Origin of the sequence: Novosphingopyxis sp. (genome assembly GCF_965218915.1) — a bacterium.
In the GTDB taxonomy this organism is placed as follows: Bacteria; Pseudomonadota; Alphaproteobacteria; order Sphingomonadales; family Sphingomonadaceae; genus Novosphingopyxis.
This window is the reverse complement of the sequence record NZ_OZ244708.1, coordinates 2304394-2317386: the sequence shown is the minus strand read 5'-3', so window position 1 is coordinate 2317386 and position 12993 is coordinate 2304394. Positions and strand designations below refer to the sequence as shown.

Below are 12993 nucleotides of genomic sequence, written 5' to 3'. Positions count from 1 at the left end.
TTTTCCGTTTGAATGGATTCACAGCCACCCGTTGCTGCGAGCGATGCGGCAAGCATCGATCCGGTTGACCGCGCCGAGTTTCAGACCTGCCTCGGACAGGTAATTCCGAATGGTTCCCGCAGCGAGGCCGAGGCGGGAGCCTATATCCTTGTTGGTAAGACCCTGTTCCGCGAGCTTCAGCACTTCGCGTTCGCGCGCGTTCAACGGATCGGGCTCGGCGATCGCGCCGTCATCGGCCAGCGCGGGCGAGATCGCCCGCCCGCCCGCCGCCACGACGCGGATCGCCGCCAGCAGTTCCTCGAACTGCGCGTCCTTCAGAAGATAGCCGCGCACCCCGGCCTGGCGAGCGCGCGAAAGATAACCGATCCGGCCGAAGGTGGTCACGACGATGGTCCTGGTCGCAAGTCGCTCCGTATCGATCGCGGCGGCGATCTCGATACCCGACAGGCCCGGCATTTCGATATCGGTCAGCAGGATGTCGGGGCTCAACTGGCGCACCTTTGCTAGCGCCTCGTCGCCATCGGCGGCCTGTGCGACCACCTCGATATCCTCTTCCAACGCGAGCAAGGCCGCGATCGCACCGAGCACCATCTGCTGGTCCTCGGCAACCAGCACGCGGATGCGCCCGTGGGTCATGCCGGCACCCATGCTTCCAGCCTGAGCCCGGGCCGATTGGGGGCGAGCGCCAGCGAGCCGCCGGCCGCCGCGAGCCTTTGCCGCATGCCGCGCAGGCCGCTGCCGTCGCTGTCCGGGTTGCCATCGCTGATTCCGTCGTCCGTTACCGCCAGCCGGGCGTGACTGTCGTCTTGCGAAATGGCGATCGCACAGGACCGCGCCTGCGAATGGCGGATAGTGTTCGTCACCGCCTCGCGCAGCGCCATCGCGAGAATGGCGCTGGCGTCGCGCGGCAGCGGCGCCGCGTCGCCGGTGACCTGCACATCGATGCCCGCGGCGCCGAGCGCGTCGACCGAGGCTTGCAGTTCGTGCACCAGGCTGCCGCCGAGCTGGCCGGAGAGAGCTGCCCGGATCTCGGTCAACCCGCTCCGGGCGATCTGGCCGATCGCGCCGGTCTCCTTCTGCGCCGCCGCCGGATCGCGCGACACCAGCTTGCCGGCAAGATCGGACTTGATCGCGATCAGCGTCAGGGTGCGCCCGACGACATCGTGCAGATCGCGCACCATGCGCTCGCGCTCGGCGGTTCCGGCCAGCCGCCGGACTTCTTCCTGAGTCGACAGGAGCGCCACCGTCCGATCGTAAAACGCCTCGCGCGATGCCGATCCCATTCCGGTCATGACGATCAGCAGCACGCTGAGACCGATCGCGAAAAAGGATTGTTCCAGCATCGCGCCCCACAGACTGGTCAGCGAAGCGACCAGTATCACGGCCATCACCGCGTGGCGCATGGGCCTGAGCCGTCCCAGGAGCAGGCCGGCATAAATGGACAGAGTGGTCCAGCCGGCGCCGAGCGGCGACAGCGCGAAGCCCAGCGCCACGATGAACGCCGAGATCACGATCATCCGCCGTCCATCCGCCTGAAACGCCAGCAGATAGGCCGGCACGAACAGCGCCATGCCCAGAGCGGAGCCGTACAGGGCCTCGACCGACGGCGCGGTCCAGATCCATGGCAGCGGATAGAACAGAAGATAGGCCAGCCAAGGCCACGGGCCGTCCCACCATCCGCGTTTCGCGATCGGGATCACGCACGTGCCCCCGACCTGTATTTCGCCACGGCCGATCGCCGCGGTGCCGAAAGTAAAGACGGGAAGAAAGGGATCGACATCGTGTCAAGATGCCAGATCGCGCGAAATGCCGGAAGTGACGTTTGTCATCTTTGCGAGAGGAATTGATACCGCTGAAAAGAGCAGTGGGTCATTCCGGACTTAGCTTCGCCCGGAAAACGTCATTTTTCCGTTGGCGATGCTCGCCGAACGGTTTCGAGCCGACCCACTATTTGCGGCAGTTCTGCGAGTCGTGTCACACGTCCAGGTTCGCCACGTCCAGCGCGTTGTCCTGAATGAACTCGCGGCGCGGTTCGACGATGTCGCCCATCAGCTTGGTGAAGATCTCGTCGGCGACGTCGGCCTGTTCGATCTCGACCTGCAGCATCGCGCGGTTGTCCGGGTCCAGCGTGGTCTCCCAGAGCTGCTCGGCGTTCATTTCGCCCAGACCCTTGTAGCGCTGGAGCGAAAGGCCCTTCTTGCCGCTGGCGAGCACTGCGTCGAGCAGTTCGCTGGGACGCGTGATGCGCGTGCCGGCGGCGCTGCCGCTCGTGTCGGCGCGGCCGGTGAGGCGGTTCGGCGGATTTTCCTGGCCGTCGTCTTCTTCGGCCAGCACATCGTCGTCCTCGGCCAGATCGACCTCCGCTTCGGCGGCTTTCTGGTTCATCAGGAGGCTGGCGCTGGCATAGCTTTCGCGCTCCTCGCTCGCCAGCTTGTGCAGCTTGCGGGCTTCGGCCGAGCCCAGAAAACCGGCGTCGATGCGGTGATGGTCGGTCACGCCGCGCCACAGCCGTTCGAAGCGATAGCCGCCTTCCTCGCCGACATGCGCGGACCAGCGGCCCTCCTCGTCGGCGGCGTCCATCCAGCGCGCGGCCTCGTTCGCCGCTTCCTGGCGCTGTTCGGGCGTCAGCGCCGGATCGAGCGCCTGCGCCAGCGCCAGCGCCTCGACGATCGCGGGATCGTAGCGGCGCGGGATATAGGCCATCAGGCTGCGCATGCGCCGGGCATGCTCGACCAGTTGGCGCAGGTCCGGGCCGGCGCGCTGGCCGCCGTCGGTTTCCAGCACCATCGATCCGAGCCCGGTATCGATGAGATAGGCATCGAGCGCATTATTGTCCTTCAGATACACCTCGGACTTGCCGCGGCCCACTTTGTAGAGCGGCGGCTGCGCGATGTAGAGATGCCCACGCTCGATGATCTCGGGCATCTGCCGGTAGAAGAATGTAAGGAGCAGCGTGCGGATATGCGCGCCGTCGACATCTGCGTCGGTCATGATCACGACCTTGTGGTAGCGCAGCTTCTCGACGTTGAAATCCTCGCGCCCGATGCCGGTGCCCATCGCTTGGATCAGCGTGCCGACTTCCTTGCTCGAAAGCATCCGGTCGAACCGCGCGCGCTCGACGTTCAGGATTTTGCCCTTGAGCGGCAGGATCGCCTGATAATGGCGGTCGCGGCCCTGCTTGGCCGAGCCGCCGGCGCTGTCGCCCTCGACCAGGAACAGCTCGGACTTGGCCGGATCGCGTTCCTGGCAATCGGCGAGCTTGCCGGGCAGCGAGGCGATATCCATCACCCCCTTGCGGCGGGTCAGTTCGCGCGCTTTCTTGGCGGCCTCGCGCGCGGCGGCGGCGTCGATCACCTTGTGGACGACGGCCTTGGCGTAATCGGGGTTCTCCTCGCACCATTCGCTCAGCCGGTCGGCCATCAGGCTTTCGAGCGGCTGGCGGACCTCGGAGCTGACCAGCTTGTCCTTGGTCTGCGAACTGAATTTGGGATCGGCGAGTTTGACCGACACGATGGCGGTGAGGCCCTCGCGCATGTCATCGCCGGTCAGCTTCACCTTTTCCTTCTTCATCGCGCCCGATTTCTCGGCATAATTGTTGAGCGTGCGGGTCAACGCGGCGCGGAAGGCGGCGAGATGCGTGCCGCCGTCGCGCTGCGGGATGTTGTTGGTGAACGTCAGGACGTTCTCGTAATAGCTGTCGTTCCATTCGAGCGCGACCTCGATGCCGATGCCGTCGCGTTCGGAGCTGATCGCGATCGGTTCGGGCAGGAGCGGGGTCTTGTTGCGATCGAGATATTTGACGAACGCGCCGATGCCGCCCTCATAATAGAGCTCGCGCTCCGCCACGTCCTCATGGCGGCAATCGCGGATGACGATGCGCACGCCGGAATTCAGGAACGCCAGCTCGCGGTAACGGTGCTCCAGCTTTTCGAAATCGAATTCGGTGACGTTCTTGAACGTTTCGTCGGAAGGAAAGAATGTGACGCGCGTGCCGCTATAGGGCTCGCCGCCGCGATCGGGCGCGGGGCCGCGATCTTCCAGCGAGTGTACCGCATTGCCGTTTTCGAACCGCATCCAGTGCTCGCGCCCGTCGCGCCAGATGGTGAGCTCCAGCCATTCGCTCAGCGCGTTGACCACCGAAACGCCCACGCCGTGCAGGCCGCCGGAGACCTTGTAGGCATTGTCGTCCGACGTGTTCTCGAACTTGCCGCCGGCGTGGAGCTGGGTCATGATGACCTCGGCCGCCGAGACGCCTTCGCCCTTGTGCATATCCACCGGTATCCCGCGGCCATTGTCCTCGACCGAGACCGATCCGTCGGCGTTGAGCTCGATCAGCACCTTGTCGCAATGGCCGGCCAGCGCCTCGTCGATGGCGTTATCGGACACCTCGAACACCATGTGGTGGAGGCCGGAGCCATCGTCGGTATCGCCGATATACATGCCGGGCCGCTTGCGCACCGCATCGAGCCCTTTCAGGACCTTGATGCTGTCGGCGCCATAGGCGTTGACATTGGGACCGGCGGACGGCGGGGTCCCGGGACCGGGTGCGGAATTTTCGGGGGGAGTTTCGTTCATGCAACCAATATAGGCGGAAAATTGCCGCTTTGGAAGGCGAACGCCCCTTCCATCCACAGCTAATAACTGCTCCAATCCGCGCGACAAACACAGGGAGCCCGATATGAAATCCTCGATCTTCGCCATCGCCGCCATGATGACCGCCGCCAGCCCGCTCGCCGCGCAGGTGCCGACCGGCGAAATGGGGCCGCTAAACGCCGGTCAGAAGGAGTTTTTCGGGCTCTACAAGGAGCTGGTCGAGACCAACACCAGCCAGTCGGTCGGCAGCTGCACGCAGGCCGCGGCGCAGATCGCGGCGCGCCTGAGCGCCGCTGGCATGGCGCAGGAAAACATCGTCCCCTTCTCGGTGGCCGAACATCCCAAGGACGGCGGTCTCGTCGCGATCTATCCCGGCACCGACGACAGCATGGAGCCGATGCTGCTGCTCGCCCATATCGACGTGGTCGAGGCCAAACGCGAGGACTGGGAGCGCGATCCGTTCAAGCTGGTCGAGGAAAATGGCTATTATTATGCGCGCGGCACCGTGGACGACAAGGCGATGGCGGCGATCTGGGCGGACACGCTCGTCCGCTTCGCCGAAGCGGGCTACAAACCGAAGCGCACGGTGAAAATGGCGCTGACCTGCGGCGAGGAAACCGACACCGCGTTCAACGGCGCGAACTATCTCGCCACGCAGAAACGCGATCTGATCGATGCGGCGTTCGCGCTGAACGAAGGCGGCGGCGGACGCACCGACGGCAAGGGCAAGCTGCTGGTGCAGACGATCCAGGTCGGCGAGAAGATCTATCAGGATTACAAACTCGTCGCGACCAATCCGGGCGGGCACAGCTCGCAGCCCGTGCCGGACAACGCGATTTACGAAATGGCGGGCGCGCTGGAGCGGATCGGCGCGCACGAGTTCGCGGCCGAGTTCAACGACACGACGCGCGCATTTTTCGAGAAATCGGGCGCGATGCGGCCGGGCGAAACCGGCGCGGCGATGGTGGCGCTGGTCAAGAACATCGACGACGGTGACGCGATGCGGATCGTCAACCAAGACAAGGCGCTGCATTCGATGCTGCGCACGACCTGCGTGGCGACGACGATCGACGGCGGCCATGCGGTCAACGCGCTGCCGCAGCATGTCGAGGCGAACGTCAACTGCCGCATCTTCCCCGGCCACACGCCCGCCGTGGTGAAGGACGAGCTGACCAGGTTGATCGCCGATCCCGAGATTTCGATCGCGTTCGCGCGCGAGGACAAGCCGCTCGCGATGTCGCCGCCGCTCGATCCTGCGCTGATCGGGCCGATGGAGGAGCTCGCCAAGAAATACTTCCCCGGCGTGCCGGTGCTGCCGAGCATGTCGACCGGCGCCACCGACGGGCTGTATCTGTCGGCCGTCGGCATACCCACTTACGGGGTGCCGAGCGTGTGGGGCGATCCCGACGGCAATGGCGTCCACGGCCTCAACGAACGCGTCGAGGTGAAGGCGCTCTATACCGCGCGCGATTATCTTTACGATCTCGTCAAGCAGCTGGCGGGTTGAGGCCGATTTCCGGAGTAACGAGCAGGAACGTTCTGCAGCCACATCCGCCAGCGGATCAAGACCGAGTTGCGCGATAGTCAACTGAAACATCCGCAGCCCGACGGCGCTGCCGCGCATCTGGACAGGCTGCGGCCCCGCCGCCTATCTGCGCCCATGACCAGCGCCCATGATTCGGCCCCCCCGGGCGGTTCGATCCTGATCGTCGATTTCGGCAGCCAGGTAACCCAGCTTATCGCGCGCCGCGTGCGCGAGGCGGGAGTGTATTCCGAGATCGCGCCGTTCACCGCGGCCGCCGAGGCGTTCAAGCGGATGCGGCCAGCGGGCGTGATCCTGTCCGGCAGCCCGGCCTCCGCGCCCGAGGAAGGCTCCCCCCGTGCGCCGCGGATGCTGTTCGACAGCGGCGTGCCGATCTTGGGCATCTGCTACGGCCAGCAGGTGATGAGCGAGCAACTCGGCGGCACGGTGGAGCCCGGCGGCGTGGATGGCGAGAGGGGCGGGGAGTTCGGCCGCGCCTACATCACCGTGTCCGAGCCATGCGTGCTGTTCGAAGGGCTGTGGGAGGTCGGCGAGCGTCATCAGGTGTGGATGAGCCACGGCGACAGGGTGACCAAGTTCGCGCCGGGCTTCCGCATCGTCGCCACCACCGAGGGCGCGCCCTTCGCGCTGATCGCCGACGACGCGCGGCGCTATTACGGCACGCAGTTCCACCCCGAAGTGGTGCACACGCCCGACGGCGCGAAACTGATCGCCAATTTCGTGCGCCATGTCTGCGGACTTGCGGGCGATTGGACCATGGCCGAATTCCGCGCTGCCAAGATCGCCGAAATCCGCGATCGGGTGGGCGGGGGCAGGGTGATCTGCGGCCTCTCCGGCGGCGTCGACAGCGCGGTTGCCGCAGTGCTGATCCATGAGGCGATCGGAGAACAGCTGACCTGCGTGTTCGTCGACCATGGATTGCTGCGATCCAAGGAGCGCGAGCAGGTCGAGACACTGTTTCGCGGCAGCTACAACATCCCGCTCGTCGTGGTGGATGCCGAAGCGATGTTCATGGAAGGACTGGCCGGCGAAACCGACCCGGAGAAAAAACGAAAATTCATCGGCAAGACGTTCATCGACGTGTTCGAGGCCGAGGCCAAAAAAATCGGCGGCGCGGATTTTCTGGCGCAGGGCACGCTTTATCCCGATGTGATCGAGAGCGTCAGCTTCACCGGAGGCCCGTCGGTCACGATCAAATCGCACCACAATGTCGGTGGCCTGCCGGAACGCATGAACATGCGGCTGGTCGAGCCCTTGCGCGAACTGTTCAAGGACGAGGTCCGCGAACTCGGCCGCGAACTCAGCCTGCCGGACGCCTTCGTCGGCCGTCACCCGTTCCCCGGCCCCGGCCTCGCCATCCGCATTCCCGGCGAGGTGACGAAGGAGCGCTGCGACATCCTGCGCAAGGCCGACGCGATCTATCTCGATGAAATCCGCAAGGCCGGGCTGTACGACGCGATCTGGCAGGCGTTCGCCGTGCTGCTCCCGGTCAAGACGGTCGGGGTGATGGGCGACGGACGCACCTACGACAATGTCTGCGCGCTGCGCGCCGTGACCAGCACCGACGGCATGACCGCGGACGTCTATCCGTTCGACGGCGCGTTTCTGGGCGCGGTAGCGACGCGCATCGTGAACGAGGTGAAGGGCATCAACCGGGTGGTGTATGATTATACCAGCAAACCGCCGGGGACGATCGAGTGGGAGTAAACCGGATCAAGAAAGCGTCCGGGGGACGCTTTTCCGGTTTACTCGGCGCCGTAAGGCGCCGCCGGTGAGCCCCGTCGTAATCCGCGAGGCCGTTCGGGCGGACGCCGAAGCGCTCGCGGCGCTCATCGTTCCACTGGGTTACGAAATTTTTCCCCATGCCGTCGCCGGTCGGCTCGCCGCCATGGCGCGGGTCGGCAACCGCACGTTCGTTGCCGAAAAAGATCGTCGGGTGATTGGGTGCATAACGACTTCGGCGATGCAGGTGATCCACCGTCCCGCGCCGGTCGGCCGTATTTCGATGATGGTCGTCGAAGAAGAGCAGCGCGGCCGGGGAATCGGCCGGTCGCTGGTTGCCGCCGCCGAGGACCATTTGCGCGATACGGGCTGCCACATCGTAGAAGTGACGAGCCGCTTCGACCTCACCGAGGCGCATCTGTTTTATGAAAAGCTCGGTTTTGAAAAAACGAGCGTTCGGCTGGCGCGAAATCTCCAGGATTGAGAGCCCATGCAGCTTCCTCTCGGCTCCGACCCGCGCACGGATGTGCTGCGCCGCATGCAGGCCGCGCGCTGCGGGCGGATCGGGCGCGGCAACAATCCGGTTGTAGCGGGCTTGCGTCATCACCTTCGCCGTCGGTAATAGGTCGATCGAGGAGCATCGTCATGCAAGCTACCGCTATTTTGCGCCCGGCATCCGAAGGAGGCTATGTGGCCTATAATCCGGAAACGGGATCGACCACGCAGGGCGAGACCGTCGAAGAGGCCATCGCCAGCCTGCGCGAGGCCGTCGAGCTTTATCTCGAAGAATTCCCCATGGATTTCCCGGGTGTGCCGATCGTGACAAGTTTCGATATCGCTGCCTGATGCCTCGGTTGCCGCTGTTGTCCGGCGCGGACATCGTTCGCGCGCTGGAGCGGCTTGGATTCGAGCAGAAACGCCAGCGCGGCAGTCATGTCGTCATGCGGCGCGAAACGAACGGCTGCGTGGTGCCCATGCACAAGGAAATCAAAACCGGAACTCTGGCGGGGATCATCCGGCAAGCGGGCCTCAGTAACGACGAGTTTCTGGACGCTCTGAAAAAGTAAGGCCGTGATGCAGCTCCCCCTCGGCTCCGATCCCCGCACCGATGTGCTCCTGCGCATGCAGGCCGCGCTGATCGAGCGGTTCGGACGGATCGAGCGGCAGCATGACAAACGCGAGGACCCGGTCTGGGCGCTGGTGCAGGGCGTGATCGGCGCGCGCAGCAAGACCGCGATATCGAATGCCGCCACGGACCGTTTGCTCGCGCGCTTCGGGAGCTGGGAGACGGTCGCCCAAGCTCCGCTGGCGACGATCACCGAGGAACTGTCCAGCCAGACCTTTCCGGAGCAATCCGCCAAGCGGTTAAAGGCATGCCTGACCGCGATCATCGAGCAGCGCGGCGAAGTGGACCTGCGGCATCTCTCCAACCTGCCGACCGAAGACGCGATGGCCTGGCTCGAAACGCTGCCGGGGGTCGCGCGCAAGATCAGCGCGGGGATCGTGAATACGTCGCGCTTCGCCCGGCGCGCCATGGTGATCGACAGCCACCATCGCCGCATCGTGCAGCGCATGGGGCTGGTGCCGCCCAGGGCCGATACGGCGCGTGCTTACGATGTGCTGATGCCGGTCGTTCCCGAAGACTGGAGCGCGGCCGATATCGACGAGCATCATCTACTGGTGAAGAAACTTGGCCAGACGCTCTGCCGTCCGTCGCATATGCAATGCTTGGCGTGCCCGGTGCGTGCCGATTGCGCGACCGGCCGCAAAAGACCTTGAACGCGGCAGTTGTCGTACTTCGTCGAATGCGCCAATCTGCATGACATTCATTCCAGTGGAGAGCTGCAACATGGCCAGCAAACGCATCGAGGGAAGCTGGACCGGCGGCTGCCAATGCGGAGCGGTGCGTTACCGGCTGACGGCGCGGCTCGACAACGCGCATATCTGCCACTGCCGGATGTGCCAGAAGCAGGTCGGCGGGCCGTTCATGGCGCTGGTCGCGAGCTTGCGCGAGGATTTCGAATGGACGCGCGGCAAGCCGGCCGTCTTCAAAAGCTCTGCCGATGTCGAGCGCGGCTTCTGCGGCGATTGCGGCACGCCGCTCACCTATGACGGGACCACCAGCCCGCATGTAAATTTTTCGATCGGCTCGTTCGACGATCCCGCGAGCCTTCCGCCGAACGGCCAGGTCGGCACCGAAGCGCGCCTGCCCTGGTTCGCCGATCTGCCGAACCTGCCCGAGCGCGGCGAGACCGGCGATTATGCCGAGGACGCGGGGTGGGCCGACGCCATCGCCGCGAGCAACCGGCAGCATCCCGATCACGATACCGACGAGTGGCCGCCGATGCGCTGATCGCTCGACCGTAACGCTTGGCCAAGTTACTCGGCCAAGCTATGACCATCCGCATGGGCGGAGATCGAAAACAATCCTTTCATCCCGGACAACGTCCCCGAATGAGATTGCTGCTTGATACGCACGTCCTGATCTGGCTTGCGACGACGCCCGAAAAAATCCCCGTTTCGACAAGGCGTGTAATCAGCGCGAGCGGCAATGTATTCATCAGCGCCGCGACGGCTTGGGAATATGGGATCAAGCGTGGCAAGTCCGCTGCCAACCTTCCTTTTTCTCTGGAGGCTCTGATCGCCGACACCCATTTCGAGCGGCTTGATTTTCCTTTCAAATGCCACCGATTTGCTGAAGGCCTCCCCGCCATCCATCGCGATCCGTTCGACCGCCTGCTGATCGCCCACGCGCTCGTCCTCGGCGCAACCCTCGTGACGATCCACGAAGCCATCCACCGCTATCCCGTCAAAACGCTGTGGTGAGGATGCGCCCCACCGCTAACCAGGACGCATGACCGACGACATGATCCGCATCCGTGCCATGCAACTCGGCCTGTTCGAGACGCCGGTGACGCACGGCCAGTTGCTCGATTGCGAAGCGCTGACGGCCGATCTGATCGCGGCGGTCCGGCGGCGGCGGGCGGAGGACGGCGGCGTCAAGCGCTCGAACGTCGGTGGCTGGCATTCCAGGACCGACATGCTGACATGGGCCGGCAAACCCGCCGAGCGCTTGGCGGATGCCGCAATTCGTATTGCCAAACGCATGTCGCATTTCGAGGACCGCGACCCGGCTTCGCTCGACTGGTCGGTGCGGATGTGGGCCAATATCTCGCCGCCCGGATCGCTCAACATCAGCCATGCGCACCCGGGCGTATTGTGGGCCGCGGTCTATTATCTCGACATGGGCGCCGAAGATGGGGAGGCGGTGGGCGGCGATCTGTATCTGGAAGACCCGCGCTTTCCGGTACCGATGATGACCTTTCCGGGATTTCGCGCGGTCGGCCTCGACCAGACACCGCAATCGCCGGAGCGCAATTTTCCGACGCAGGCCGGAGACATCATGGTGTTTCCCGGCTTCATGCGCCACGGCGTGCGGCCCTATACCGGCACCGGCGAACGGCTGTCGATCGCGATGAACATCTATGTGAAGGAGGCCTGATGACGGCCGGTGCGAATAATCTGCTTGCCGCGTCGGACGTCGAAACCGTGTTCGAGCGGCTGCGCGAGGCCATGCCAGGGCGCACCAAAGGGGCGAAAGGGCCGAAGGAGCAGCCCGATCCTTTCCGTTCGTGTATAAGCTGCATGCTTTCCGCCCAGTCGCTCGACCGCAACACGGCGGCGGCGAGCGATGCGCTGTTTGCGCTGGCGACCACGCCCGAGGAGATGCTGGCGCTGGACGACGCGGCGATCGCGGCGGCGATCAGGCCGGCCGGGCTCTACAATATGAAGACGCGCAACATCCGCAAATTCTGCGAGGCGCTGATCGGCGAGCATGGCGGGGTGGTGCCGGACACGCGCGAAAGACTGTTGAGTCTGCCCGGCATCGGGCGCAAATGTGCCGACATCGTGATGAGCTTCACCTTCGACGCGGACGTGATCGCGGTCGATACGCATGTCCACCGGGTGTGCAATCGCATCGGGATCACCGACGCCAAGACCGCCGACAAGACCGCCGGGCAACTGGAACAACGCGCGCCGGAATGGGCGCATCGCGACGGGCATTTCTGGCTGATCCAGCTGGGCAAACGCATCTGCGTGGCGCGCAGTCCCAAATGCGAGATTTGCCCCGTATCGGACCCGTGCCTCTGGTACGCCGCGCGGCAAAAGGAGGCCAAAACCTAAGAGAAGCAGGCGTTCAGTCAGTCATAGTGCTCGATGCCTTCGCCAACAATGGACACCCATGCATGGGCGCGCTGTTCGTAAACGGAGTATTGAGGTGGCAGGAACGAGGGATCAGCGAATGCCCCGATCGGGACTGCCGTCAGGTCCGGCATCTCCTCGTGCTGATAGCTGATGGTTCCACCGCAATTCGGGCAGAAGCGAAAGGTACAAACGCTGCCGTTATCCCCGCGCCGAGCATACTCCTTGAACAGCCCCTCCACGTCGACTTGCTCGTTTGGCCACCTAGCTTGCGCGGCAAACGAGCTCCCGCTTCGCTTCTGACAGTTCAAGCAGTGACATACTGAGACACGAACTGGTTCGCCCGAGCAGGTGACTTTCAATTGCTCGCAGAAACATGTGGCGATTCGTTTGCTCATCCCCCGCTTTTAGCGCGCAAGGATGTGGCGCGCTACGACTGGGATGGCGTCGCTTGCAGACCGGCTGCTTTTTCCACTGGTGCTGCTATGGGAACGAGCAGGACCACAGCCCTTTGAAAGATTATCAATGCCCCTTACGATGTACGGCATCCCCAATTGCGATACGATCAAAAAGGCGCGCAAATGGCTGGAGGCCGAGGGCGTGGCTTATGCGTTTCACGATTACAAAAAGGCCGGAATCGACGAGGCGCGGCTGACGCGCTGGATCGACGAAGCGGGACGGGACGCGCTGCTCAACACCCGCGGCACGACCTACCGAAAACTTTCCGATGCCGACAAGGCGAATTTGGGCGATGCCACGGCGGCGCGGCTGATGGCCGCCCATCCGTCGATGATCAAGCGCCCGGTGATCGAAGGCGCGGGCGAGCTGATCGTCGGGTTCGACGAGGCGCTCTATTCGCGGCGCTTCGGCTAAACCTTTTCCCGGTCTGTATTCCCGGCTTGTTTTCACTGTCCTTCTTTCTTCTGTCCTAC

Annotated in this window: 15 protein-coding genes; 11 read left to right on the top strand and 4 right to left on the bottom strand. The window is 64.2% G+C overall.

Annotation, left to right across the window (positions count from 1 at the left end; translation table 11 throughout):
- Positions 1–18: 18 nt before the first annotated feature.
- The 3 genes from ACOQPC_RS10875 to gyrB form a co-directional block, all read right to left on the bottom strand.
- Positions 19–636 carry a response regulator transcription factor gene (locus ACOQPC_RS10875; protein ID WP_420605750.1) on the bottom strand — a complete coding sequence of 206 codons (618 nt, stop codon included), beginning with the start codon at positions 634–636 and terminating at the stop codon, positions 19–21.
- Complete coding sequence (locus ACOQPC_RS10870) at positions 633–1700, bottom strand: sensor histidine kinase (protein WP_420605749.1); 1068 nt, start codon at positions 1698–1700, stop codon at positions 633–635. Before ACOQPC_RS10870 ends, ACOQPC_RS10875 begins: the two co-directional genes overlap by 4 nt.
- Before the next feature lie 274 nt (positions 1701–1974).
- The gene (gyrB, locus tag ACOQPC_RS10865; protein WP_420605748.1) at positions 1975–4575 is read right to left on the bottom strand and encodes a DNA topoisomerase (ATP-hydrolyzing) subunit B; all 2601 of its coding nucleotides are present in this window, start codon (positions 4573–4575) and stop codon (positions 1975–1977) included.
- Positions 4576–4678: 103 nt separating this feature from the next.
- On the opposite strand from gyrB, the gene ACOQPC_RS10860 reads away from it, so the two are divergent.
- From ACOQPC_RS10860 to ACOQPC_RS10815, 10 genes are all read left to right on the top strand, one after another.
- Complete coding sequence (locus tag ACOQPC_RS10860) at positions 4679–6100, top strand: M20/M25/M40 family metallo-hydrolase (protein WP_420605747.1); 1422 nt, start codon at positions 4679–4681, stop codon at positions 6098–6100.
- A 153-nt stretch (positions 6101–6253) separates the two neighbouring features.
- A complete protein-coding gene (gene guaA / locus ACOQPC_RS10855) occupies positions 6254–7843 on the top strand; it encodes a glutamine-hydrolyzing GMP synthase (RefSeq protein ID WP_420605746.1) in 1590 nt (529 codons plus the stop codon).
- Positions 7800–8342 (top strand): GNAT family N-acetyltransferase, encoded by a 543-nt coding sequence (locus ACOQPC_RS10850; RefSeq protein ID WP_420605745.1) that lies wholly within the window; start codon positions 7800–7802, stop codon positions 8340–8342. Before guaA ends, ACOQPC_RS10850 begins: the two co-directional genes overlap by 44 nt.
- Before the next feature lie 161 nt (positions 8343–8503).
- Positions 8504–8704, top strand: a complete 201-nt coding sequence (locus ACOQPC_RS10845) for a type II toxin-antitoxin system HicB family antitoxin (RefSeq protein ID WP_420605744.1) — start codon at positions 8504–8506, stop codon at positions 8702–8704.
- Complete coding sequence (locus tag ACOQPC_RS10840; protein WP_420605743.1) at positions 8704–8925, top strand: type II toxin-antitoxin system HicA family toxin; 222 nt, start codon at positions 8704–8706, stop codon at positions 8923–8925. Before ACOQPC_RS10845 ends, ACOQPC_RS10840 begins: the two co-directional genes overlap by 1 nt.
- A gap of 7 nt (positions 8926–8932) precedes the next feature.
- Positions 8933–9637 (top strand): endonuclease III domain-containing protein, encoded by a 705-nt coding sequence (locus ACOQPC_RS10835; RefSeq protein WP_420608124.1) that lies wholly within the window; start codon positions 8933–8935, stop codon positions 9635–9637.
- A gap of 70 nt (positions 9638–9707) precedes the next feature.
- Positions 9708–10211, top strand: coding sequence for a GFA family protein (locus ACOQPC_RS10830; protein ID WP_420605742.1), 504 nt, complete (start codon positions 9708–9710; stop codon positions 10209–10211).
- Positions 10212–10252: 41 nt separating this feature from the next.
- The gene (locus tag ACOQPC_RS10825; RefSeq protein ID WP_420605741.1) at positions 10253–10684 is read left to right on the top strand and encodes a type II toxin-antitoxin system VapC family toxin; all 432 of its coding nucleotides are present in this window, start codon (positions 10253–10255) and stop codon (positions 10682–10684) included.
- Positions 10685–10712: 28 nt separating this feature from the next.
- Complete coding sequence (locus ACOQPC_RS10820; protein ID WP_420605740.1) at positions 10713–11360, top strand: TIGR02466 family protein; 648 nt, start codon at positions 10713–10715, stop codon at positions 11358–11360.
- A complete protein-coding gene (locus tag ACOQPC_RS10815; protein ID WP_420605739.1) occupies positions 11360–12043 on the top strand; it encodes an endonuclease III domain-containing protein in 684 nt (227 codons plus the stop codon). Before ACOQPC_RS10820 ends, ACOQPC_RS10815 begins: the two co-directional genes overlap by 1 nt.
- Before the next feature lie 17 nt (positions 12044–12060).
- Here ACOQPC_RS10815 and ACOQPC_RS10810 read toward each other — a convergent pair whose 3' ends face one another.
- Complete coding sequence (locus tag ACOQPC_RS10810) at positions 12061–12459, bottom strand: GFA family protein (protein WP_420605738.1); 399 nt, start codon at positions 12457–12459, stop codon at positions 12061–12063.
- Positions 12460–12586: 127 nt separating this feature from the next.
- Here ACOQPC_RS10810 and ACOQPC_RS10805 point away from each other — a divergent pair, with 127 nt between their 5' ends.
- On the top strand, positions 12587–12934 hold the full coding sequence (locus ACOQPC_RS10805; RefSeq protein WP_420605737.1) for an ArsC family reductase: 348 nt from the start codon (positions 12587–12589) through the stop codon (positions 12932–12934).
- The last annotated feature ends 59 nt before the right edge of the window (positions 12935–12993 follow it).